The organism is Microbacterium sp. NPDC055521, from assembly GCF_053619695.1.
Genome location: NZ_JBSHJX010000001.1, coordinates 200,201 through 219,638, shown reverse-complemented (window position 1 = coordinate 219,638; position 19,438 = coordinate 200,201). Strand labels below are relative to the sequence as shown.

Here is a 19,438-nt window from a genome sequence, read left to right as displayed (position 1 = left end):
AGCCTATGCGTGCTGTGCCCTGACACAGCCGCTGTCTGGGAGAATGGGGAAGACATGACTATCGCCGCTGCCCTTCGACACGCTCAGGGACCCACCGTCGCGCAGGCTCCCGCTCTGCGCATCGGCCCGATCGCACTCGACACGCCGGTCGTGCTGGCCCCGATGGCCGGCATCACGAACACGGCCTTCCGGCGTCTGTGCCGCGAGTACGGTGCGGGTCTGTACGTCAGCGAGATGATCACCTCGCGGGCGCTCGTCGAGCGCAACGCGATCACGATGCGGCTCATCCAGCACCACGAGAGCGAGACTCCGCGCTCCATCCAGCTGTACGGCGTCGACCCCGCGACGATCGCCGAGGCCGTGCGGATCATCGTCGCCGAAGACCGGGCCGACCACATCGACCTGAACTTCGGCTGCCCGGTTCCCAAGGTCACCCGCAAGGGCGGTGGGGCCGCGCTGCCGTGGAAGATCGGCCTGTTCTCCGATATCGTGCAGCGGGCGGTGAAGGCCGCAGGCGACGTGCCGCTCACGGTCAAGATGCGCAAGGGCATCAACAAGGACCACCTCACCTTCCTCGACGCCGGTCGTGCGGCGGAGGATGCCGGTGCCGCCGCCGTCGCGCTGCACGCGCGCACCGCGTCGGAGTACTACTCGGGCCACGCCGACTGGAGCGCCATCGGCGAGCTCAAGCAGGCGGTCACCAGCATCCCCGTGCTGGGTAACGGCGACATCTGGTCGGCCGCGGATGCCGTGCGGATGATGGACGAGACCGGCTGCGACGGCGTCGTTGTCGGCCGCGGGTGCCTGGGCCGGCCATGGCTGTTCGGCGAGCTCGCCGCGGCGCTCGGCCCTTCGGCCCAGTCCGGTGGCGAGCCCGCTGCCGTCGTCGACGCGACGCTCGGGTTCGTCAAGGACGCCTTCCGGCGGCACGCCGAGCTGCTCGTGGAGTTCTTCGAGGATGAGGACCGCGGCTGCAAGGACATCCGCAAGCACGTCGCCTGGTACTTCAAGGGGTATCCCGTGGGCGGCGAGCTGCGTGCGGCGCTGGCACGGGCATCCACCCTGCAGGAGATCGACGATCTGCTGGGCACGATCGGCGATGCCCCGTACCCCGGCGTCGGCGCGGAGGGGCAGCGCGGCCGCGCCGGTTCGCCCAAGCGCACCGCCCTGCCCGAGGGCTGGCTCGACTCGCGCGAGATCGGCGAGGGCGTCGGCGACATGATGCGCGGAGCGGAGACCGAGAACGATGGCGGCTGACGTCGTGCGCGGCTACGGCGACCATGACGCCGAGCGCTTCTTCTCGGAGACCCATCGGTCGGAACGCGACGACTTCTCCCGCGACCGCGCGCGCGTGCTGCACTCCGCGGCGCTGCGTCGTCTCGCGGCGAAGACGCAGGTGCTCAGCCCCGCCAGCACCGCCGACTTCGCGCGCAATCGGCTCACCCACTCGCTCGAGGTCGCGCAGGTCGGCCGAGAGCTCGCCAGCGCCCTGGGCGTCTCGGCCGACGTGGTCGACACAGCGTGCCTGAGCCACGATCTCGGGCATCCGCCGTTCGGGCACAACGGAGAGCGAGCCCTGAACGAGTGGGCCGAGGACATCGGCGGCTTCGAGGGCAACGCCCAGTCGCTGCGCATCCTCACCCGCCTCGAGGCGAAGGTGCTCGACGACCGCGACCACTCCGTCGGGCTCAACCTGACCAGAGCCAGCCTCGACGCGACCTGCAAGTATCCGTGGACGGTCGACGAGCCCGTCCCCGACCCGGGCGGCCGGCTGAAGTTCGGCGTTTACCCGGAGGACGAACCGGTCTTCCGGTGGATGCGCGAGGGCGCCGCCGGTCGCGAGCGGTGCATCGAGGCCGAGATCATGGACCTCTCCGACGACATCGCCTACTCGGTGCACGACTTCGAGGACGCGATCGTGAACGGCTACGTCGACGTGGCGCAGCTGTCGGACCCGATCGAGCACCACCCGCTGATCGGACACATCCAGCAGTGGGTCGGGTACGACTACACCCGCGACGAGCTGGCCGACGCGCTGTACCGGCTCACCCGCGAGACGATGTGGATGCGGTCGTTCGACCGCTCGCGTCGCGACCTCGCGCGGCTGAAGAACCTCACCAGCGACATGATCGGCCGCTTCGCGCGCGGCTCGGTGGCGGCCACCAGGGCCGCCTACCCGGGTGACACCCTCGCGCGCTACAGCGCGCACGTCGTGATCCCGCGTGAGGTCGAGACCGAGATCGCCGTGCTGAAGGGCATCATGGGCCAGGCGATCGTGACCATCGATGCGCGCAAGGGCGTGTACAAGGAGCAGCGTCGCGTGCTGCATCGTCTGGCAGACGCGCTGTGGTCGACGGATGCCCTGTGGTCGGCGGGCGCCGACGTGCTCGAGCCGGCGTTCTCCGCCGACTTCCTCGCGGCCGATTCCGATGCGCAGCGCGCGCGGGTGGTCGTCGACCAGGTCGCCAGCCTGACCGATCAGACCGCCGTCGACTGGCACAACCGACTCGTCGGCGAGATCGATCCCGCCGAGGTGGGGATCTGGTCGCCGCGGCATGCGCGCCCCGGCGTGCACCGCCGATCCGAGTCGCGGGTGGTCGTCGAAGGGGCCGTCTGATGCCCCGGATCCTGCAGGCCGACGTCGAAGAGGTCAAGACCCGCACGAACATCGCCGACATCGTCGGAGAACGCGTCGCGCTGAAGTCCGCCGGCGTCGGATCGCTCAAAGGCCTCTGCCCGTTCCACGACGAGAAGAGCCCGAGCTTCCACGTGCGCCCGCAGGTCGGGTACTACCACTGCTTCGGCTGCGGCGCATCCGGAGACGTGTACTCGTTTCTGCGCGAGATGGATCACGTCAGCTTCACCGAGGCTGTCGAGCGGCTCGCCGCCCGGGTGGGCTACTCGCTGCACTACGAGGACGGCGGTGCGGCGCCCGAGACCAGCGGACGCAGCCGGCTGTACGCCGCCAACACGGCGGCGGGGGAGTACTTCCGCTCGCAGCTGCTGAGCCCCGAGGCCGAGACCGCACGGCGCTTCCTCGGCGAGCGCGGCTTCGACGCCGGGGCCGCGGCCCACTTCGGCGTCGGCTACGCGCCGCGCGGCTGGGACAACATGCTCAAGGCGCTGAGCGCCAAGGGCTTCACACGCGACGAGCTCACCGCGGCCGGGCTGGTCTCGGCCGGCCAACGCGGCGTCTACGACCGGTTCCGCGGCCGGGTCGTGTGGCCCATCCGTGACGTCACGGGGCAGACCATCGGCTTCGGCGCACGCAAGCTCTACGACGACGACCAGGGCCCGAAGTACCTGAACACCCCCGAGACGCCGATCTACAAGAAGGCGCAGGTGCTGTACGGGCTCGACCTGGCCAAGCGCGACATCGCGCGCGGCGACCCGAGGCGCGTCGTGGTGGTCGAGGGGTACACCGACGTCATGGCGTGCCACCTCGCGGGCGTCACCACGGCGATCGCCACCTGCGGTACCGCGTTCGGCACCGAGCACATCAAGGTGCTGCGCCGGGTGATGGGCGACGACTCGGCGGCGGGCGAGGTCGTGTTCACGTTCGACGGAGACGAGGCGGGTCAGAAGGCGGCGCTGCGCGCATTCTCAGAGGATTCCCGCTTCACGGCGCAGACCTTCGTCGCCGTCGCGCCCGACGGCCTCGATCCGTGCGACATGCGTCTGCAGCGGGGGGATGCCGCGGTGCGCGGACTGATGGATGCCAAGGTCCCCATGTTCGAGTTCGCGATCGATCGCAAGCTCGCCGGCTACGACCTGGCTACCGTCGAAGGCCAGGTCGGCGCGCTGCGCGCCGCAGCACCCATCGTCGCCGAGATCCGCGACGAGCTGCTGCGCCCCGGATACGAGCGGGTGCTGGCCCGCCGGCTGGGAATGGACCCCACGGCCGTGCACCAGCAGGTGCAGCGTGCAGCCCGGGGTGAGCGCGAGCAGCCCGCGCAGCGTCAGCAGCCGACGGCCGGTGACAGCGCCGAGGGCACCTCGCGAGTCCGACTGGTGGATCTGCCGCGCACGCCCGAGGTCGCGCTCGAGCGGGACGCGCTGATGGGTGTGCTGCAGTACGGGCACCGGCTCGACCAGCAGATGCTGGCGCGCGCGCTGAGCGAGCCGTTCCGGAACCCGGCTCTGGATGCGGTGCGCGATGCGGTGGCATCCGTCGGCGATCGTACGCGCGTCGGCTGGGCGACGGCGGCGGCGGATGCCGTGCGCGAGCCGTACCGCAGTCTCGCGGGCGAGCTGCTGATGATGCCCTTCCCGGCACGCGACGACGAGGGAGCACTCGCGTCGTCGGCAGATCTCTGCCGCCGGCTGATCCTGCGCGCCATCGAACGCGAGAAGCACGAGCTGCTGGGAGCCGTGCAGCGGGTGCCGGCCGACTCGGATGGCGGACGAGCGCTGCGCATGCGGCTGCGCGACGTGGATGCCGAGCGACTGCGGTTCGCCGAGTCCTGAGCGCTTTCGGGCTGAGAACCCGGCAGGATGGACATCATGCCTGCCGACAGCGAGTTCGCCATCGACTGCCACGATCTGGTCATCGACCGGATCGGACACGGCGGGACCACCCGCGCGGTCGACGGTGTGACCTTCTCGCTCAGGCCCGGCGAGCTGATGTGCATCGGCGGGGCCACCGGCGCGGGCAAATCGACGCTGGTGACGGCGCTGGCCGGGATGGGCGACGCGTCGCTGAAGGTCGCGGGCGGCAGGGCCACGGTCTGCGGGGTGGACATCCGCAAGCCGGGGCGCAGACGCCGCACCCTCACCGCCCTCAGCGGTCACCTCGGCCAGGCGGCGGGCGCATCGCTGCCACCCAGACTCACGGTCGGCGAGGCGATCTCCGAGCCGATCACCTCGCGCGAGAAGAAGGTCAACGGCAAGGCGCTGGCCATCCGGGTGGCGTCGCTGCTCGACGAGCTGCACCTGCCGCTCGGACTCGCGTCGAAGTTCCCCTACGAGCTGAGCGCCGGCATGCGCCAGCGCGTCGCGATCGCCCGTGCGCTCATGCTCGAACCGCATGTGCTGATCGCCGATGAGCCGCTCGCGAACCTCGACCTCGAGGTGCGACCCGTCGTCTTCGACGCCATCACCCGCCGCCGCACCGAGCGGGCCATGGCAGCTCTGCTGGTGACGAACGACGCCGCGTTCATCCGCGAACTCGGAGCCGAGGCGCTGCTGCTGAAGTCCGGTCATGTCGTGGCTCGGGGAGTCGGCTCGAACCTCGTCTGGGCCCCGAACGCCGAGGCCGACATCGCTCGCTGACCACGCCACGCCCGGGCGGCGCCCGGGTTCAGCAGTGCTCCCGGAGTTTGCTAAGCTGGGGGAGTTGCCCGCGCAGCGGGGAACGACCGAATGATCCTCGGTAGCTCAATTGGCAGAGCAGCCGGCTGTTAACCGGCAGGTTCTTGGTTCGAGTCCAAGCCGGGGAGCCACCCCCTCGAAACCCCGCCCTGTGGCGGGGTTTCGTCGTCTCGGCGTGCCGCTGGGATGATCGTCCGGCGGAGATCACAGACCGGATGCCCGGGATCCGGCGTGTCGGTGCTGATCGGCGCAGCGGCGCGACGAAGGCGTCCCGGATCATCCGAGACGTCCCACGGGCGCGACACAGCCCGTTCGCGTCAGAGCAGCTCGGCGCGCAGCCGCTCGGGGGACTTGGGGGAGAGCAGCCCCGGTGCGATGTCGAACGGCGTCTTCGCGCCGTGAGCTCCGGATGCCGACAGCCGCGCAGCGGCCCGGGCATACGCCACGAGGACACTGGCCGTGAACTCGGGGTTTGACTGCAGTGCGAGCTGGAACTCCACGGTCTGCGAGACCCTGTCGGAGGTCGTTCCGCTGCGGATCACGAAGCCGCCGTGCGGCGCGCCCGCGTGATCGCGCGCGAGCTCCTCGGGCGACACGACGTGCACCGTCGTGTCGTACGGCTCGAAGTAGTCGGGCATCGTCACGATCGCCTCGCGTACGGCATCCGGATCCGCGCCGTCCTCCAGCACCACGAAGCACTCTCTGGTGTGCTTGTCGCGCGTGCTCAGCTCGGGTCGGTCGCCGGCGCGCACGCGATCCACCGCCTCCTCGGACGGGATCGTGTACTGCACGCCAGCGGCGACGCCGGGCACGCGCCGGATGGCGTCGGAGTGCCCCTGGCTGAGACCGCGGCCCCAGAACGTGTAGGTCTCGCCCTGCGGCAGGATCGCCTCGCCGTACAGCCGCTGCAGCGAGAACAGACCCGGGTCCCACCCCGTCGAGATCACCGCAGTCGTTCCCGCGGCACGGGCAGCGGCGTCGACCGTGGCGAAGTGCTCGGGTATGCGCGCATGCGTGTCGAAGCTGTCGACGACCGAGAAGCGGGATGCCAGCGCCGGTGTCTGCTCTGGCAGGTCGCTCTTCGAGCCGCCGCACAGGATCAGCACGTCGATCTCGTCGTGCATGGTGTGGAGCTCGGCGATGCGTCGCACCGGGACGCCGGGATCGACCGTGTCGACGGAGGCGGGATCGCGCCGCGTGAAGACCCCGACCAGACGCATATCGGGGTTGCGTGCGAGCGAGCACTCGACCCCGCGGCCGAGGTTGCCGTAGCCGACGATGCCGATGCGGATGTGCGTGTTCACGTGCGAGCTCCTGTCGTCGTGCCGGTCGGGATCGGGAGGCCGCTCAGGCTTTGGTGCCCTTGGCTGACCCCCGCAGCGGGGAGCCGTCTTCGCTGTACAGCACGCACTGGACGGTGCGGTCGTCGAGCTGCTCCCAGCCGTCGGCGGTCGGAGAGAGGTACGCGTAGCTCAGCGACGAGTCCGCCTCGCTGATCCCGACGAAGCTCTCGAACTGCGGATCGCAGGTCTCCCACGCGGTCTGCTCGATGGCATCCTGCGCCGGGAACTCTCCGTCCGGCAGATCGAACTCGTAGAAGATCTCCTCGTCGTGCGGGTCGCCGCACGGCACGACGTTCGTCTCGCTCAGCTCGGTGCTCGACGCGCCGTCGGCCAGCTTGCAGTCGCCCACCTTCAGCTCGAAGATGTCGACTTTCGCCTCGGACGTGCTCTGACCGCCTTCATCCCGTTGCGCTCCAGCGCCGGAGAGGCTGAGCGGGATGCCGCAGCCGGCCAGGACGATGGCGAGGGCGATCGTCGATCCCGCGACGGCGATGGGGCGGACGTGAACGCGAGGAGGCATCGGATGGGCTCCAGGGCAGAAGGGGGGAGGCGGGATGTCGCCTCTCAGAACGTACTGACGCCCGACGACGTTCGGCAAATCCGCAGGTCAGCCCTCGAGGTCGTCCACACCGGGCATCCAGCTGTGGGAACCGCGATTCCAGCCCCGCTTGCGGGCGATCTTCTGCACCGTCTTCCAGTCCGACTCGTCGAGGCGGTCGACGTACAGGATGCCGTCGAGATGGTCGAACTCGTGCTGCATGATGCGCGCCCTCCAGCCGTCGACCTCGATCCGCACGTCGCGTCCCTCGAGGTCGGTGCCCGTGACGAGCACGCGGTCGGAACGACGCAGGGCGAACCGCTCACCAGGGAATGACAGGCAGCCCTCGGACTCCTCATCCGGGTCGGGGGAGCCGGGCTCGAGAGGGGCCATCCACAGAACCGGGTTGATGATCTCGCCGCGCCACGGGTTCTCGTCGTCGTCGACGTACGAATAGACGTAGATGCGAAGGCCCGCGCCCACCTGCGGCGCGGCAAGGCCCACGCCGGGAGCGACATCCATGGTCTCGTACATGTCGGCGACGAGCGCTCGGATCTCGTCGGTCACTTCGCGGACCTCGCTCGCGGGTGCGTGAAGGACCGGATCGCCCATGATGCGAATCGGAAGAACAGCCACGCCACAACCCTAACGGGCCGGAACTGCCGGGTAGGGTGAAACGGTGCAGCATGGGGCGGACTTCGCAGGGAATATGAGTGAGCAGCTGGTCGGGGTGTTCCAGAACCCCGCTCTGCTGCTCGGCATCCCCTTGGCGCTGGCCGGGGCCGTCTTCATGTCGCTCGGTGCGCAGTACCAGCACCGCGGAGTCGAGAAGGTGGAGCGGCTCAGCGGCACGCACGGCGCGACCGGCCTCAGCGGCGCCCAGCTCAGGGCGTTGCTGACCCGCCCGTCGTGGATCATCGGCACGATGATGCTGGGCCTCGCGATCGCCTGCCAGCTCAGCGCCATCGCCATCGCCCCGCTCATCGTCGTGCAGCCGCTCGGCGCGATCGCGCTCGTCGTCACCACCCTTCTGAACGCCCGGATCTCCGGTCACACGCCGACCAGGCAGTCTCTGATCGCGATCGCCTCGTGTCTCGGCGGCATCTTCCTGTTCGTCGTCCTCGCCGCGCTCTACGCGACCGAACGACCGATCAGCAACGATGATCTGTTCATGATCCTCACGATCCTGCTGGTCGTGATCATCGTGCTCGGCGCATGCTGGCTGATTCTGCGACGCCGCATGCGCGCCCTGTTCTACGTCACCGGCGCGGGGATCCTGTACGGCTTCGTCGCAACCCTCGCCAAGGCGGTCATCAGCCGCATCCAGGCGGGGAACTTCGAGTGGCTCACCGTCGTCTGCGTCATCGCGCTCATCGCCGCCGCGGCAGTGGGGGCGTACTTCGTGCAGACCGCGTACAGCTCGGGCCCGCCCGACCTCGTCATCGCCGGTCTGACGGTCGTCGACCCGATCGTCGCCGTGCTCATCGGCGCGCTCGTGCTCGGCGAGGCCGCTGCGGCGCCGTTGTGGGTCGTCGTGCTGTTCGTCGTGGCCGGGGCGATCGCCATCTGGGGCGTGTTCAGCCTGGCGCGGTACCACCCGCAGGTGCTCAGCGACAGTCAGGAGCTCGGCATCCGACGGGGCAGCGACCCTTCGGCGGATCCGGGGACGCACGGCGCAGGCGGGTCTGAGAGCGCTCAGTAGTCCCGGTCGATGAGCTCGGGGGAGACCTCGGCGGCTGCAGCCTCGTCGACGAAGAACACCGTGCGGCGGCGCCCCTTGGCGCCCGCGGCGGGCACACTCGCGTAGCTCGCGCCGGCGAGGGCGAGACCGAGAGCGGACGCCTTGTCTGCCCCGGTCAGCACCAGCCAGACGCGCTTGGCGGAGTTCAGTACCGGCCGGGTCAGCGTGACGCGCTCCGCCGGCGGCTTCGGGGAGTCGCGCACGGGCAGCGCCGCTGCATCCGTCACCGTCACCTCGGGATGATCGGGGAAGAGCGACGCGATGTGCCCGTCGGGTCCGACGCCGAGGAAGCAGACGGCGAACGAGGGCCACTCGCCGTGCACGCTGGCGAAGCGGGCGAGCTCGGCGGCGTAGGCATCCGCGGCTTCGTCGAGGGTGACACCGTCGCTGGGAGCGGCCACCTCGTGCACGTTCTCGGCCGGCACGGGGATGTGATCGAGCAGCGCCCGTCGCGACTGCAGCGAGTTGCGGTCGGGGTCGTCGCGCTCGACGAAGCGCTCGTCGCCCCACCAGAAATGCACCAGCGACCAGTCGATGTCGGCCGAGCGCGGATCCTCTGCCGTGGCTGCGAGCACAGCCCCGCCCATCGAACCGCCCGTGAGGCACACATGCGCGACGCGACCGTTGCCGGTGCGGGCCTGCAGCCGCGTGATGAAGCGGTCTGCCACGCGCGTCGCGAGCTCGGCGGGGGTGGGCTCGACGACCACCGACTTCGTCGTTCCCTGGACCTTCATTCGCTCACACCTTCTGCTCGGGCGGACCGAGGTGCGTCCAGCCCTCGGTGATGACTCGACCATAGAGCAGATCCGCGTCGAGGCGGCGCAGCTCCTCGGCGAGGCACTCGCGCAGCGTGCGCCGCGGCAGGTGCAGCTCATGATCCGGCTGGCCGGGCTGGGTCAGCACGGCGACGCCCGGCGAGGGGCGCTCGAGCAGGATGTCGCCGCTGGCACGGGTGAGACGCACCGACTTGATGCCCTCCTCCCACACGCTCGGGTCCTCGTACGACCACGTCACTGGCACCTGCAGCGCCATCTGCAGCCATGCGGCGAGCAGCGCGGTCGATGGCGACGCCGCAGCGCCGCGCACCTCGGCGCCGGTGACGTCTTCGAACGGCGGCTGGTCGAGCACGGCCGCGAGCTGCTCGCGCCAGTGCGTGAGGCGGGTCCAGGCGAGATCCGTGTCGCCGGGGGCGTGCGTGCGGCCCAGCATGCTGAGCCGGTCGCGCACGTCGGGGCTCGTGGCCGCGTCGGTGATGCGACGCTGGGCGATCCGCCCGAGGGGCGAGTCCGCGGCATCCTGCGGTGCCTCATCAGGCCACCACGCGACGACCGGAGCATCCGGCAGCAGCAGCCCGGTGACCAGGCTCTCGGCGTTGCTCGCGGCGTCGCCGAAGGCGCGCAGCACCACGACCTCGCTCGCGCCCGCGTCGCCGCCGACGCGGATCTGCGCGTCCAGACGGGCCTCGCCGTCGCCGACGGTGAGGACGATCACCCGCATCGGATGCTCGCGGGATGCGTCGTTGGCCGCCTCGATCGCCTCTTCGGCCACGCCGTTGCGGGCGGCGATGATCAGGGTGAGCACGCGACCGAGGGCGACGGCGCCGCCCTCCTCGCGCATGTTGACCAGTCGCTTGGCGACCTGGCTGATCGTCGTGTCGGGGATGTCGATGATCACGGGCGTCTCCAGACTCGTCCGTCGCGGGCAAGGAGCTGATCGGCCGAGGCGGGGCCCCACGAGCCGGGGGCGTACTGCTCGGGCTGCTCGTCGAGCGATGCCCAGTACTGCTCGATCGGGTCGAGGATCTTCCACGAGAGCTCGACCTCCTCGTGCCGCGGGAACAGCGGGGGGTCGCCGAGCAGCACATCGAGGATGAGGCGCTCGTACGCCTCCGGGCTGGCCTCGGTGAAGGCGTGGCCGTACCCGAAGTCCATGGTCACGTCGCGCACCTGGGTGCCGGCGCCGGGAACCTTCGAGCCGAAGCGGATGGTGACGCCCTCGTTGGGCTGCACGCGGATGACCAGGGCGTTCTGGCCGATCTCCGACGCGCGGCCCATCAGATGGTGCGGTGCGCGCTTGAAGACCACGGCGATCTCGGTGACCCGTCGGCCCAGCCGTTTTCCGGTGCGCAGGTAGAACGGCACCCCCGCCCAGCGGCGGGTGGCGATCTCGAGCTTGAGGGCGGCGTACGTCTCGGTGGTCGACTGCGGGTTCATGCCCTCCTCCTCGAGGAAGCCGTTCACCTTCTCGCCACCCTGCCAGCCGCCGGCGTACTGGCCGCGGGCGGCCGCCGTCGACAGATCCTCGGGCAGCTGAACGGCCTCGAGCACCTTCTCCTTCTCAGCGCGCAGGTGCTCTGCCGACAGGCTGATCGGCTCTTCCATCGCGGTGAGCGCGAGAAGTTGCAGCAGGTGGTTCTGGATGACGTCGCGCGCCGCGCCGATGCCGTCGTAGTAGCCGGCGCGGCCGCCCACCCCGATGTCCTCGGCCATGGTGATCTGCACGTGATCGATGTGGTTTCGGTTCCAGATCGGCTCGTACAGTTCGTTGGCGAAGCGCAGCGCGAGGATGTTCTGCACTGTCTCCTTGCCGAGGTAATGGTCGATGCGGAAGATCGAATCGGCGGGGAACGCGACCTCGAGCGCGCTGTTGAGCGCGCGCGCGGACTCCAGGTCGTCTCCGAACGGCTTCTCGATCACGACGCGGCGCCAGCAGGTGTCGTCGTCGCTGTGCTCGCCGACCAGGCCGGATTCCTTCAGCTGGCGCGCCACCGTCGGGAAGTCCTTCGGCGGGATCGACAGGTAGAAGGCGTGGTTGCCCATGGTGCCGCGTTCGACGTCGAGCGTCTCGACGGTCTCGCGCAGACGCGCGAAGGACTGCGGGTCGTCGAACGTGCCCTGCACGAACCGGATGCCCTGCAGCAGCTGCTGCCAGGTCTCCTCGCGGAATTCGGTGCGGGAGTGCTCCTTGACGGCGTCGTACACGACCTCCGCGAAGTCCTGGTCCTCCCAGTCGCGCCGGGCGAAGCCGACCAGGGCGAAGCCGGGGGGCAGCAGGCCGCGGTTGGCAAGGTCGTAGACCGCGGGCATGAGCTTCTTGCGCGACAGATCGCCGGTCACGCCGAAGATCACCAGGGCGCTGGGACCTGCGATGCGGTTCATCCGGCGATCGTCGGGATCGCGGAGAGGATTGTGTCCGCGGGAGACGGTGGCAGTCATCGGTGGGGTATCTCCAAGTCGTGAGGACGATCTCACTGAGCGGCTTCGAAGAGCGCCAGCACGTCATCCACGGCGTCTGTGATGGTGAGGGTGACGACCGGTCGGCCGAGACCGGCGAGGACGGCCGCGTCACCGGCTGCCTGCGCCTCGATCAGCTGCCCGAACGTGAACGGACGTCCCGGGATCTCGAGGTCGACGTCGGTGCGCTCGGTGACCTGCAGGAACACGCCCTGAGCCGGACCGCCCTTGTGGTACTGGCCCGTCGAGTGCAGGAAGCGGGGACCCCATCCGAACGCGGTCGGGCGTCCGGAGTCGGCGGCCACCATCTCGCGCAGCCCCTGGAGCTGCGGCATCTCGGTCCTGTCGACGTACGCCTGGATCGCGACGTATCCGTCAATGCCCAGCCGTGCCCACAGGGCGTCGAGAACACCGGCGAGCGTCCCCGAGACGAGCAGTGCCGGGTCGGACGCGCGCACCTCGATCCCGCTCTCGACGAAAGCCGCCGGGGCGGTCTCCGGACGCGCATCGAGGAGCCCTCGTGCGGCGGTCTTCGCGGCTTCGACGTCGGGCTGGTCGAACGGGTTGATGCCGAGCAGGCGGCCCGCGATCGCCGTCGCGTACTCCCAGAGCAGGAACTGCGCACCGAGCGTTCCGCTGACGAGGATCTCACCGTGGTGTCGCAGGTGGAACTCGGCGGCGTCGTCGACGAGGCGCACGAGCTGCAGGTCTGCGGGCCGGGACTCCACTTCAGGGGAGACGGGCAGCAGCACGACCGGGAGGATCCCGGTGCCGGCCTTCCCTGTGGATTCGGCGATCAGCTGCTCGATCCAGTCGGGCAGCCCTTCGATGTGGGTGCCGTCGCTGATGAGTCCGAGCTTGTCGCGGCGTGGTTCGGTTCCCACGATCGCAGCGGCGAGCCGCAGCGCCGGGTTATCCGGCGAGTCGACGGCGAACTGCAGCAGCGACGCCTCCGCCTCGTCGAGCAGCTCGTCGATGTCGGCGCCTGCCAGGCCGGCGGGGACCAGACCGAAGGCCGTGAGTGCGGAGTACCGTCCGCCGACGTTCGGGTCGGCGGTGAAGACGCGATACCCGGCATCCCGAGCCGATGCCTCCAACGGGGATCCGGGGTCGGTGACGACGATGATGCGCTCGGCCGGGTCGATGCCGAGGTCGCTGAAGGCCGCCGCGAAGGCGCGACGCTGCGAGTCGGTCTCGATCGTGGATCCCGACTTCGACGAGACGACCAGTGCCGTCCGGGCAAGCCCTTCGTCGATCGCTCGCAGCACCTGAGCCGGGGCTGTGCTGTCGAGGATGGTCAGCGGCACGCCGGCGGTGTTCGCGATGACCTCGGGAGCGAGCGACGAGCCGCCCATGCCGGCCAGCACGATCCGATCGATCCCTCGCGCGCGGAGGTCGGCGCGCAGGGCGACGATCTCCGCGACGAGCGGGCGGGAGTTCGATACGGCGTCGACCCAGCCGAGACGTGCGGATGCCTCGGCCGAGGCATCCGCACCCCACAGGTCGCTGTCGGCTGCGGTGACACGTGACGCGACGAGGTCGTCGACCAAGCCCGGCACGAGCTGCTCGACGGCGGCCTGCGCCGCCTGCGACACGTGCACCGAGACGGTCATCGTGCGGCTTCCAGAACCTTCGCGACGCTGTCGAGCAGGCCGTGCCACGAGTCGATGAACTTGGCGACGCCCTCCTCCTCGAGCACCCGGGTGACGTCGTCGAAGTCGACGCCGACGGCCTTGAGGTTCGCCATCACCTCGTGCGATTCGGCGTAGGTCGAGGTGATGGTGTCGCCGGTGACCTCGCCGTGATCGAAGGTGGCCTCGAGCGTCTTCTCGGGCATGGTGTTGACGACACCGGGGGCGACCAGCTGGGTCACGTACAGCGTGTCGGGCAGGCTCGGGTCCTTGACGCCGGTCGATGCCCACAGCGGACGCTGCAGGTTGGCGCCGAGGGCGACGAGATCCTGCGCGCGCTTCTCGGCGAACTTCTTCTCGAAGAGCTCGTAGGCGAGGCGTGCGTTGGCGAGGCCCGCCTTGCTCTTCAGCGCCAGCGCCTCTTCGGTGCCGATCTCCTCCAGACGCCGGTCGGTCTCGGTGTCGACGCGCGACACGAAGAACGACGCGACCGAGTGGATGCTCGACAGATCGAAGTCGGCGGAGTGCGCGCGCTCGAGGCCGGCCAGGTAGGCGTCGATGACGTCGTTGTAGCGCTCCAGGCTGAAGATCAGGGTGACGTTCACGCTGATGCCGGAGGCGATCGCCTCGGTAATCGCGGGAAGACCGGCCTCGGTGGCAGGGATCTTCACCAGCAGGTTGGGGCGGTTGATCTTCTGCCACAGCTCCTTGGCCGACGCGACCGTGCCCTCGGTGTCGTGGGCGAGGTCGGGGGAGACCTCGATCGAGACGCGTCCGTCGATGTGGTCCGTCGACTCCCACACCGGGCGGAAGACGTCGAGCGCGTTCGCGACATCCTGCGTGGTGGCGGCGAAGATCGCTTCGGACGCACTGGCGCCCGCGACGGCGAGCTCGTGGGTCTGCTCGTCGTAGGAGGTGTCGTTCTCGTCCATCAGCGCCGTCGCGAAGATCGTCGGGTTCGTGGTGACGCCGACGACGTTGCGGCTCTCGATGAGCTGCTGGAGGTTGCCGGAGCTGATCCGCGTGCGCGACAGGTCGTCGAGCCAGATGCTGACGCCGGCCTGCGCGAGGTTCTCGGTGGGGGTGCTCATGATCTCTTGCTCTCCTTCTGCGGCGCTCAGCGCGCCGCGTCGGCGATGGTCTCGCGCGCGGCCGAGACGACCGCCTCGGCGGTGACGCCGAACTTCTCGAACAGGGTCTTGTAGTCGGCCGACGCACCGAAGTGGTCGATGCCGATCGAGCGACCGCGGTCGCCGACGATGCCGCGCCAGCTGGCGATGGAGCCCGCCTCGACAGAGACGCGGGCGGTGACGGATGCCGGCAGCACCGACTCGCGGTACGCCTCGTCCTGCTCGGAGAACCACTCCAGCGAGGGCGCCGACACGACGCGGGCGTTGACGCCCTCCGCCGCGAGCGTCTCGCGTGCGGCGACGGCGAGCTGCACCTCGGAGCCGGTGGCGATGAGGATCACGTCGGGCGTGCCACTCGGAGCCTCGGCGAGCACGTAGGCGCCCTTCGCCGTGTGCGCGGCCGAGGCGAACGTGTCGCCGGCGGCCTCGCCGTCGCCGCGCTCGAAGACGGCGATGTTCTGCCGGGTCAGCGCGATGCCGGCGGGTCCGCCGTGGCGGCGCAGCAGCTCGAGCCACGCCGCGGCTGTCTCGTTGGCGTCGGCGGGGCGCACGACGGTGAAATTGGGGATGAGGCGCAGCGACGCGAGCTGTTCGATCGGCTGGTGGGTCGGACCGTCCTCACCCAGCGCCACGGAGTCGTGGGTCCAGACGAAGATGCTCGGAACGTTCATGAGGGCGGCCAGACGCACGGCGGGGCGCATGTAGTCGCTGAAGATGAGGAACGTGCCGCCGAATGCACGGGTGGGACCATGCAGCACGATGCCGTTGATGATCGCTCCCATCGCGTGCTCGCGGATGCCGAAGTGCAGCACCCGGCCGTACGGGTTGCCCTTCCACTCGTGAGTCGACCACTCGGTCGGGATGAACGACGGCGCGTCCTTGATGGTGGTCAGGTTCGACTCAGCCAGGTCGGCCGAACCGCCCCACAGCTCGGGCAGCTGAGCGGCGAGAGCGTTGATGACCTGACCGGATGCCGCACGGGTCGACACGTCCTTGCCGGCCTCGAAGACCGGCAGCGCGTCGGCGATGTCCTCGGGAAGCTCGTGCGCCTCGAGACGGTCGAGCAGCGCCTTGCGCTCCGGGTTCGCCTCGGCCCACGCGTCGAACGACTTCTGCCACTCGACGCGGACGTCGGCCGCCCGCTCTGCGAGCGTGCGGGTGCGCTCGATGACGTCGTCTGCGACGACGAAGTGCTGCTCGGGGTCGAAGCCGAGCACCTTCTTGGTGGCGGCCAGCTCGTCGGCGCCCAGCGCGGAGCCGTGGATCTTGCCCGTGTTCTGCTTGCCGGGGGAGGGCCAGCCGATGATGGTCTTCAGGATGATGAGCGAGGGCTTGGACTGCTCGCCCTGCGCGGCGGTGATCGCGGCGTGGAGCTCGGCGACGTCCTCGACGTACTGGCCGGTCTTCTTCCAGTCGACGGTCTGCACGTGCCAGCCGTACGCCTCGTAGCGTGCAGCGACGTCCTCGGTGAAGGCGACGTCGGTGTCGTCCTCGATCGAGATCTGGTTGGAGTCGTAGATCGCGATGAGGTTGCCGAGCTGCTGGTGGCCGGCGAGCGACGACGCCTCGCTGGTCACGCCCTCCTGCAGGTCGCCGTCACCGGCGATCACGTAGACGAAGTGGTCGAACGGGCTGGTGCCGGCAGCGGCATCCGGATCGAACAGCCCGCGCTCGTACCGGGCGGCGTACGCGAAGCCGACGGCCGACGCGAGGCCCTGGCCGAGCGGCCCCGTGGTGATCTCGACGCCCTTGGTGTGCCCGTACTCGGGATGGCCCGGAGTCTTCGATCCCCAGGTGCGCAGCGACTCGAGGTCTTCGAGCTCGAGTCCGAAGCCACCGAGGTACAGCTGCACGTACTGCGTCAGCGACGAATGACCGACCGAGAGGATGAAGCGGTCGCGGCCCAGCCAGTCGGTGTCGGCCGGGTCGTGACGCATCACGCGCTGGTAGAGGAGGTACGCCGCGGGGGCGAGGCTCATCGCCGTGCCGGGGTGACCGTTGCCCACCTTCTCGACGGCATCCGCCGCGAGCACTCGGGCGGTGTCCACCGCGCGTCGATCGATCTCATCCCAGTGCAGTTCTGTCACAGCCATACTCCTTAAGACGCGAGGGGACGCTCCCGCATTCCTGCGCCTTCCGCGTCTTCACGGAGTGGATGTGCACAGCAGCGGGTGCGCGAGTGGGTTTCAGCATAGCGGGGCGCACACGACGGTCCGGAGAGTGTTGCATCCGCCTGCAGGAGGGCGGATAATCCTCCGCCCGCCCGCGGCTTCGCGCAGCGCCTCGCGCCGCTCGTGCGCCGACCCGGCACGACACGCCGGGTGGCATAGAATGGGGGGACGTCCGCCATGTATAAGGAGGGGATCGCGATCTCGACCACATCGCAGGCCGCCGCGACTCATCACTCGCTCGGTCAGAGGGTCCGCGGTTACATCGCCCTCACCAAGCCCCGCGTGCTCGAGCTTCTGCTCGTCTCCACCGTCCCGGTGATGTTCCTCGCCGAGCGCGGGATGCCCGACATCTGGCTCGTCGTCGCGACGGTCATCGGCGGCGCGATGAGCGCGTCGTCCGCGGCGTCGTTCAACATGTACCTCGATCGCGACATCGACGTGCACATGAAGCGCACCGAGAACCGCCCTCTCGTCACCGGTGAGGTCTCGCCGCGTGGGGCCCTGGTGTTCTCGTGGGTGCTGGCCGTGGCATCCACCGTCTGGCTGCTGCTGACCACCAACTGGCTCACCGCGACGCTGTCGGTCGTCGCGATCTTCTTCTACGTCGTGATCTACACGATGATCCTCAAGCGCCGCACAGAGCAGAACATCGTCTGGGGCGGCATCGCCGGATGCTTCCCCGTGCTGATCGGCTGGAGCGCCGTCACCGGCTCACTGGACTGGCCGCCGTTCGTGCTCTTCGTGCTCGTCTTCCTCTGGACGCCGCCGCACTACTGGCCGCTGTCGATGAAGTACAAGGACGACTACGACGACGTCGACGTGCCGATGCTCGGGGTCACCCGCTCGGCCTCGCAGGTCGGTCTGCAGGTCATCCTGTATGCGTGGGCGACCGTGGTGTGCTCGCTGCTGCTCGTGCCCGTCGCGCACATGGGACTGGTCTACACCGTTTCGGCGCTCGTCTTCGGCGGCTGGTTCGTCTACGAGTCGCACCGCCTGTACAACCGCGCCGTGCGCGGCGGCGAGCCGCGCCCGATGCGCGTGTTCCACGCGTCTATCACGTACCTCACGCTGATTTTCCTCGCCGTCGCGGTCGACCCGCTTCTGCCGTTCTGATCTGCCGCCGGCACCATCGCGAAGAGGCCCCCACCGGAATCCGGCGGGGGCCTCTTCGCATGATTCGCGATGCGCTCAGGTGACGGGCTTCTTCAGCTTCGTGACGACGACCACGTAGGTCGCCGCGGAGAGCGCCGCGAGCACCATGTGCACGCCCACGAGCACAGGCGGGAGCCCGGTGCGGGCCTGCAGCACGCCCACGCCGACCTGCACGGCGATCGCCGCCGTGAGCGCCAGCAGCCAGGTGCGCGGACGCAGGCGCATGGCCCAGCTCGCGACGAGCAGCGTCAGCACGAGCGCGGCCAGGATGTAGCCGGGCCAGGAGTGCACGTGTGCCAGCACCGTCGCGTCGACGCCCTCTCGCCGGATCGCCTCGTCGCCCGAGTGCGGCCCGGATCCGGTCGTCAGCACGCCGACCACGATGGTGGTCGCGAGAGCGAGACCGGTGACGTGGGTCAGCACCGAGAACCACGTCGGCACGGCCGACACGCGGGGCGCATCACCGGCGTCGAGCCGAACGAGGAACAGCGCCGTCACGCACACGAGCGCGAGTGAGACGGTGTAGTGGAAGCCCACGATGAAGGCGTTCAGGCTGCTGATCACCGCGAATCCGCCGACCACGGCCTGAGCCATCACACCCACCAGCACCACCCAGGCGAGCACCGCCAGGTCTTTGCGGGGCATCGTCTGGCGCAGCGAATCGGTGGCTCCGACGAGCACCGCCAGCAGCAGCGCTGCCGACATGAACGCTGCGGCGATCACGGCCGTCGTCCGCTCATCGGCTCCCGGCACGCCCACCACGGCGATTCCGGTGTACACCAGCACGCCGAGCGCGATCCCGCCCAGCGCGAACCACACGGCGCGCACCACGAGGCGGCGGCCGCTGACGACGTGCAGGGTCAGCATCAGCACCGCGAGCGCCAGCAGCCCGACCACGCCGGTCATGACGCGGTTGCCGAATTCGATGGCTCCGTGCAGGCCCTGCACCTCGAGGATCGGCACGAGCGACTCGGGCGTGCACAGCGGCCACTCAGAGCATCCGAGTCCCGACCCGGTCAGGCGCACGGCTCCACCGGTGCCGATGATGATGACCTCGGCGAGGAAGGAGAGCCACGCGAACACGCGCAGCCGTCGACCGATCGTCGTCGGCAGCCACCCGAAGGAATCGCCGCGGGAGCGGCTGCGCGTGATCGTATCCGCAGCGCTGGTGTGGTTCATGGTGCCTCCG

Annotated in this window: 16 protein-coding genes and 1 tRNA gene; 7 read left to right on the top strand and 10 right to left on the bottom strand. The window is 69.6% G+C overall.

What is annotated here, in order from left to right; all coding sequences use genetic code 11:
* Positions 1–54: 54 nt before the first annotated feature.
* The 5 genes from dusB to ACWGSM_RS01025 all read left to right on the top strand — a co-directional run bounded on the left by dusB (position 55) and on the right by ACWGSM_RS01025 (position 5,441).
* Positions 55–1,257: a tRNA dihydrouridine synthase DusB gene (dusB, locus tag ACWGSM_RS01045; protein WP_452321138.1), complete on the top strand. Its 1,203-nt coding sequence runs from the start codon at positions 55–57 to the stop codon at positions 1,255–1,257.
* The gene (locus ACWGSM_RS01040; RefSeq protein WP_452321137.1) at positions 1,247–2,617 is read left to right on the top strand and encodes a deoxyguanosinetriphosphate triphosphohydrolase; all 1,371 of its coding nucleotides are present in this window, start codon (positions 1,247–1,249) and stop codon (positions 2,615–2,617) included. Before dusB ends, ACWGSM_RS01040 begins: the two co-directional genes overlap by 11 nt.
* Positions 2,617–4,467, top strand: a complete 1,851-nt coding sequence (gene dnaG, locus ACWGSM_RS01035; protein WP_452321136.1) for a DNA primase — start codon at positions 2,617–2,619, stop codon at positions 4,465–4,467. The genes ACWGSM_RS01040 and dnaG overlap by 1 nt, the downstream gene beginning before the upstream one ends.
* Before the next feature lie 36 nt (positions 4,468–4,503).
* Positions 4,504–5,271, top strand: a complete 768-nt coding sequence (locus ACWGSM_RS01030; protein ID WP_452321135.1) for an ATP-binding cassette domain-containing protein — start codon at positions 4,504–4,506, stop codon at positions 5,269–5,271.
* Between the two features lie 94 nt (positions 5,272–5,365).
* A tRNA-Asn gene (locus ACWGSM_RS01025) sits at positions 5,366–5,441 on the top strand.
* A 186-nt stretch (positions 5,442–5,627) separates the two neighbouring features.
* Here ACWGSM_RS01025 and ACWGSM_RS01020 read toward each other — a convergent pair.
* The 3 genes from ACWGSM_RS01020 to def all read right to left on the bottom strand — a co-directional run bounded on the left by ACWGSM_RS01020 (position 5,628) and on the right by def (position 7,827).
* Positions 5,628–6,614 (bottom strand): diaminopimelate dehydrogenase, encoded by a 987-nt coding sequence (locus ACWGSM_RS01020; RefSeq protein WP_452321134.1) that lies wholly within the window; start codon positions 6,612–6,614, stop codon positions 5,628–5,630.
* Between the two features lie 43 nt (positions 6,615–6,657).
* Entirely contained in the window at positions 6,658–7,173 is a 516-nt protein-coding gene (locus ACWGSM_RS01015) for a septum formation family protein (RefSeq protein ID WP_452321133.1), read from the bottom strand.
* 87 nt (positions 7,174–7,260) lie between these two features.
* The gene (gene def, locus ACWGSM_RS01010; protein WP_452321132.1) at positions 7,261–7,827 is read right to left on the bottom strand and encodes a peptide deformylase; all 567 of its coding nucleotides are present in this window, start codon (positions 7,825–7,827) and stop codon (positions 7,261–7,263) included.
* Between the two features lie 73 nt (positions 7,828–7,900).
* Between def and ACWGSM_RS01005 the strand changes: the two genes are divergently transcribed.
* Entirely contained in the window at positions 7,901–8,893 is a 993-nt protein-coding gene (locus ACWGSM_RS01005; protein ID WP_452321131.1) for a DMT family transporter, read from the top strand.
* On the opposite strand, the gene pgl is transcribed toward ACWGSM_RS01005, so the two are convergent.
* Genes pgl through tkt form a run of 6 tightly spaced genes read right to left on the bottom strand, consistent with a single transcriptional unit; the run spans position 8,887 to position 17,019 of the window.
* Positions 8,887–9,666: a 6-phosphogluconolactonase gene (gene pgl / locus ACWGSM_RS01000; protein WP_452321130.1), complete on the bottom strand. Its 780-nt coding sequence runs from the start codon at positions 9,664–9,666 to the stop codon at positions 8,887–8,889. The two genes, ACWGSM_RS01005 and pgl, sit on opposite strands and share 7 nt — an antisense overlap.
* Positions 9,667–9,670: 4 nt before the next feature.
* Positions 9,671–10,606 carry a glucose-6-phosphate dehydrogenase assembly protein OpcA gene (locus ACWGSM_RS00995; protein ID WP_452321129.1) on the bottom strand — a complete coding sequence of 312 codons (936 nt, stop codon included), beginning with the start codon at positions 10,604–10,606 and terminating at the stop codon, positions 9,671–9,673.
* Positions 10,603–12,147, bottom strand: coding sequence for a glucose-6-phosphate dehydrogenase (gene zwf / locus ACWGSM_RS00990; protein ID WP_452321128.1), 1,545 nt, complete (start codon positions 12,145–12,147; stop codon positions 10,603–10,605). Before zwf ends, ACWGSM_RS00995 begins: the two co-directional genes overlap by 4 nt.
* A 32-nt stretch (positions 12,148–12,179) precedes the next feature.
* Positions 12,180–13,778 (bottom strand): glucose-6-phosphate isomerase, encoded by a 1,599-nt coding sequence (locus ACWGSM_RS00985; protein ID WP_452321127.1) that lies wholly within the window; start codon positions 13,776–13,778, stop codon positions 12,180–12,182.
* Positions 13,775–14,887: a transaldolase gene (gene tal, locus ACWGSM_RS00980; protein WP_452321126.1), complete on the bottom strand. Its 1,113-nt coding sequence runs from the start codon at positions 14,885–14,887 to the stop codon at positions 13,775–13,777. Before tal ends, ACWGSM_RS00985 begins: the two co-directional genes overlap by 4 nt.
* A gap of 26 nt (positions 14,888–14,913) precedes the next feature.
* Entirely contained in the window at positions 14,914–17,019 is a 2,106-nt protein-coding gene (gene tkt, locus ACWGSM_RS00975) for a transketolase (protein ID WP_452321125.1), read from the bottom strand.
* A 255-nt stretch (positions 17,020–17,274) separates the two neighbouring features.
* On the opposite strand from tkt, the gene ACWGSM_RS00970 reads away from it, so the two are divergent.
* Positions 17,275–18,210 (top strand): heme o synthase, encoded by a 936-nt coding sequence (locus ACWGSM_RS00970; RefSeq protein WP_452321124.1) that lies wholly within the window; start codon positions 17,275–17,277, stop codon positions 18,208–18,210.
* A gap of 75 nt (positions 18,211–18,285) precedes the next feature.
* Here the strand turns inward: ACWGSM_RS00970 and ACWGSM_RS00965 are convergent, their stop codons facing one another.
* Complete coding sequence (locus tag ACWGSM_RS00965; RefSeq protein ID WP_452321123.1) at positions 18,286–19,428, bottom strand: COX15/CtaA family protein; 1,143 nt, start codon at positions 19,426–19,428, stop codon at positions 18,286–18,288.
* Positions 19,429–19,438: the final 10 nt, after the last annotated feature.

Bases quoted from the DNA above. Each gene is read 5' to 3' on its own strand.
- ACWGSM_RS01015 (WP_452321133.1), bottom strand. From the start codon at position 7,173: ATGCCTCCTCGCGTTCACGTCCGCCCCATCGCCGTCGCGGGATCGACG.
- pgl (WP_452321130.1), bottom strand. From the start codon at position 9,666: ATGAAGGTCCAGGGAACGACGAAGTCGGTGGTCGTCGAGCCCACCCCC.
- dnaG (WP_452321136.1), top strand. From the start codon at position 2,617: ATGCCCCGGATCCTGCAGGCCGACGTCGAAGAGGTCAAGACCCGCACG.
- tal (WP_452321126.1), bottom strand. From the start codon at position 14,887: ATGAGCACCCCCACCGAGAACCTCGCGCAGGCCGGCGTCAGCATCTGG.
- ACWGSM_RS01040 (WP_452321137.1), top strand. From the start codon at position 1,247: ATGGCGGCTGACGTCGTGCGCGGCTACGGCGACCATGACGCCGAGCGC.
- tkt (WP_452321125.1), bottom strand. From the start codon at position 17,019: ATGGCTGTGACAGAACTGCACTGGGATGAGATCGATCGACGCGCGGTG.
- ACWGSM_RS00970 (WP_452321124.1), top strand. From the start codon at position 17,275: ATGTATAAGGAGGGGATCGCGATCTCGACCACATCGCAGGCCGCCGCG.
- ACWGSM_RS01005 (WP_452321131.1), top strand. From the start codon at position 7,901: ATGAGTGAGCAGCTGGTCGGGGTGTTCCAGAACCCCGCTCTGCTGCTC.
- ACWGSM_RS00965 (WP_452321123.1), bottom strand. From the start codon at position 19,428: ATGAACCACACCAGCGCTGCGGATACGATCACGCGCAGCCGCTCCCGC.
- ACWGSM_RS01030 (WP_452321135.1), top strand. From the start codon at position 4,504: ATGCCTGCCGACAGCGAGTTCGCCATCGACTGCCACGATCTGGTCATC.
- dusB (WP_452321138.1), top strand. From the start codon at position 55: ATGACTATCGCCGCTGCCCTTCGACACGCTCAGGGACCCACCGTCGCG.
- ACWGSM_RS00985 (WP_452321127.1), bottom strand. From the start codon at position 13,778: ATGACCGTCTCGGTGCACGTGTCGCAGGCGGCGCAGGCCGCCGTCGAG.
- zwf (WP_452321128.1), bottom strand. From the start codon at position 12,147: ATGACTGCCACCGTCTCCCGCGGACACAATCCTCTCCGCGATCCCGAC.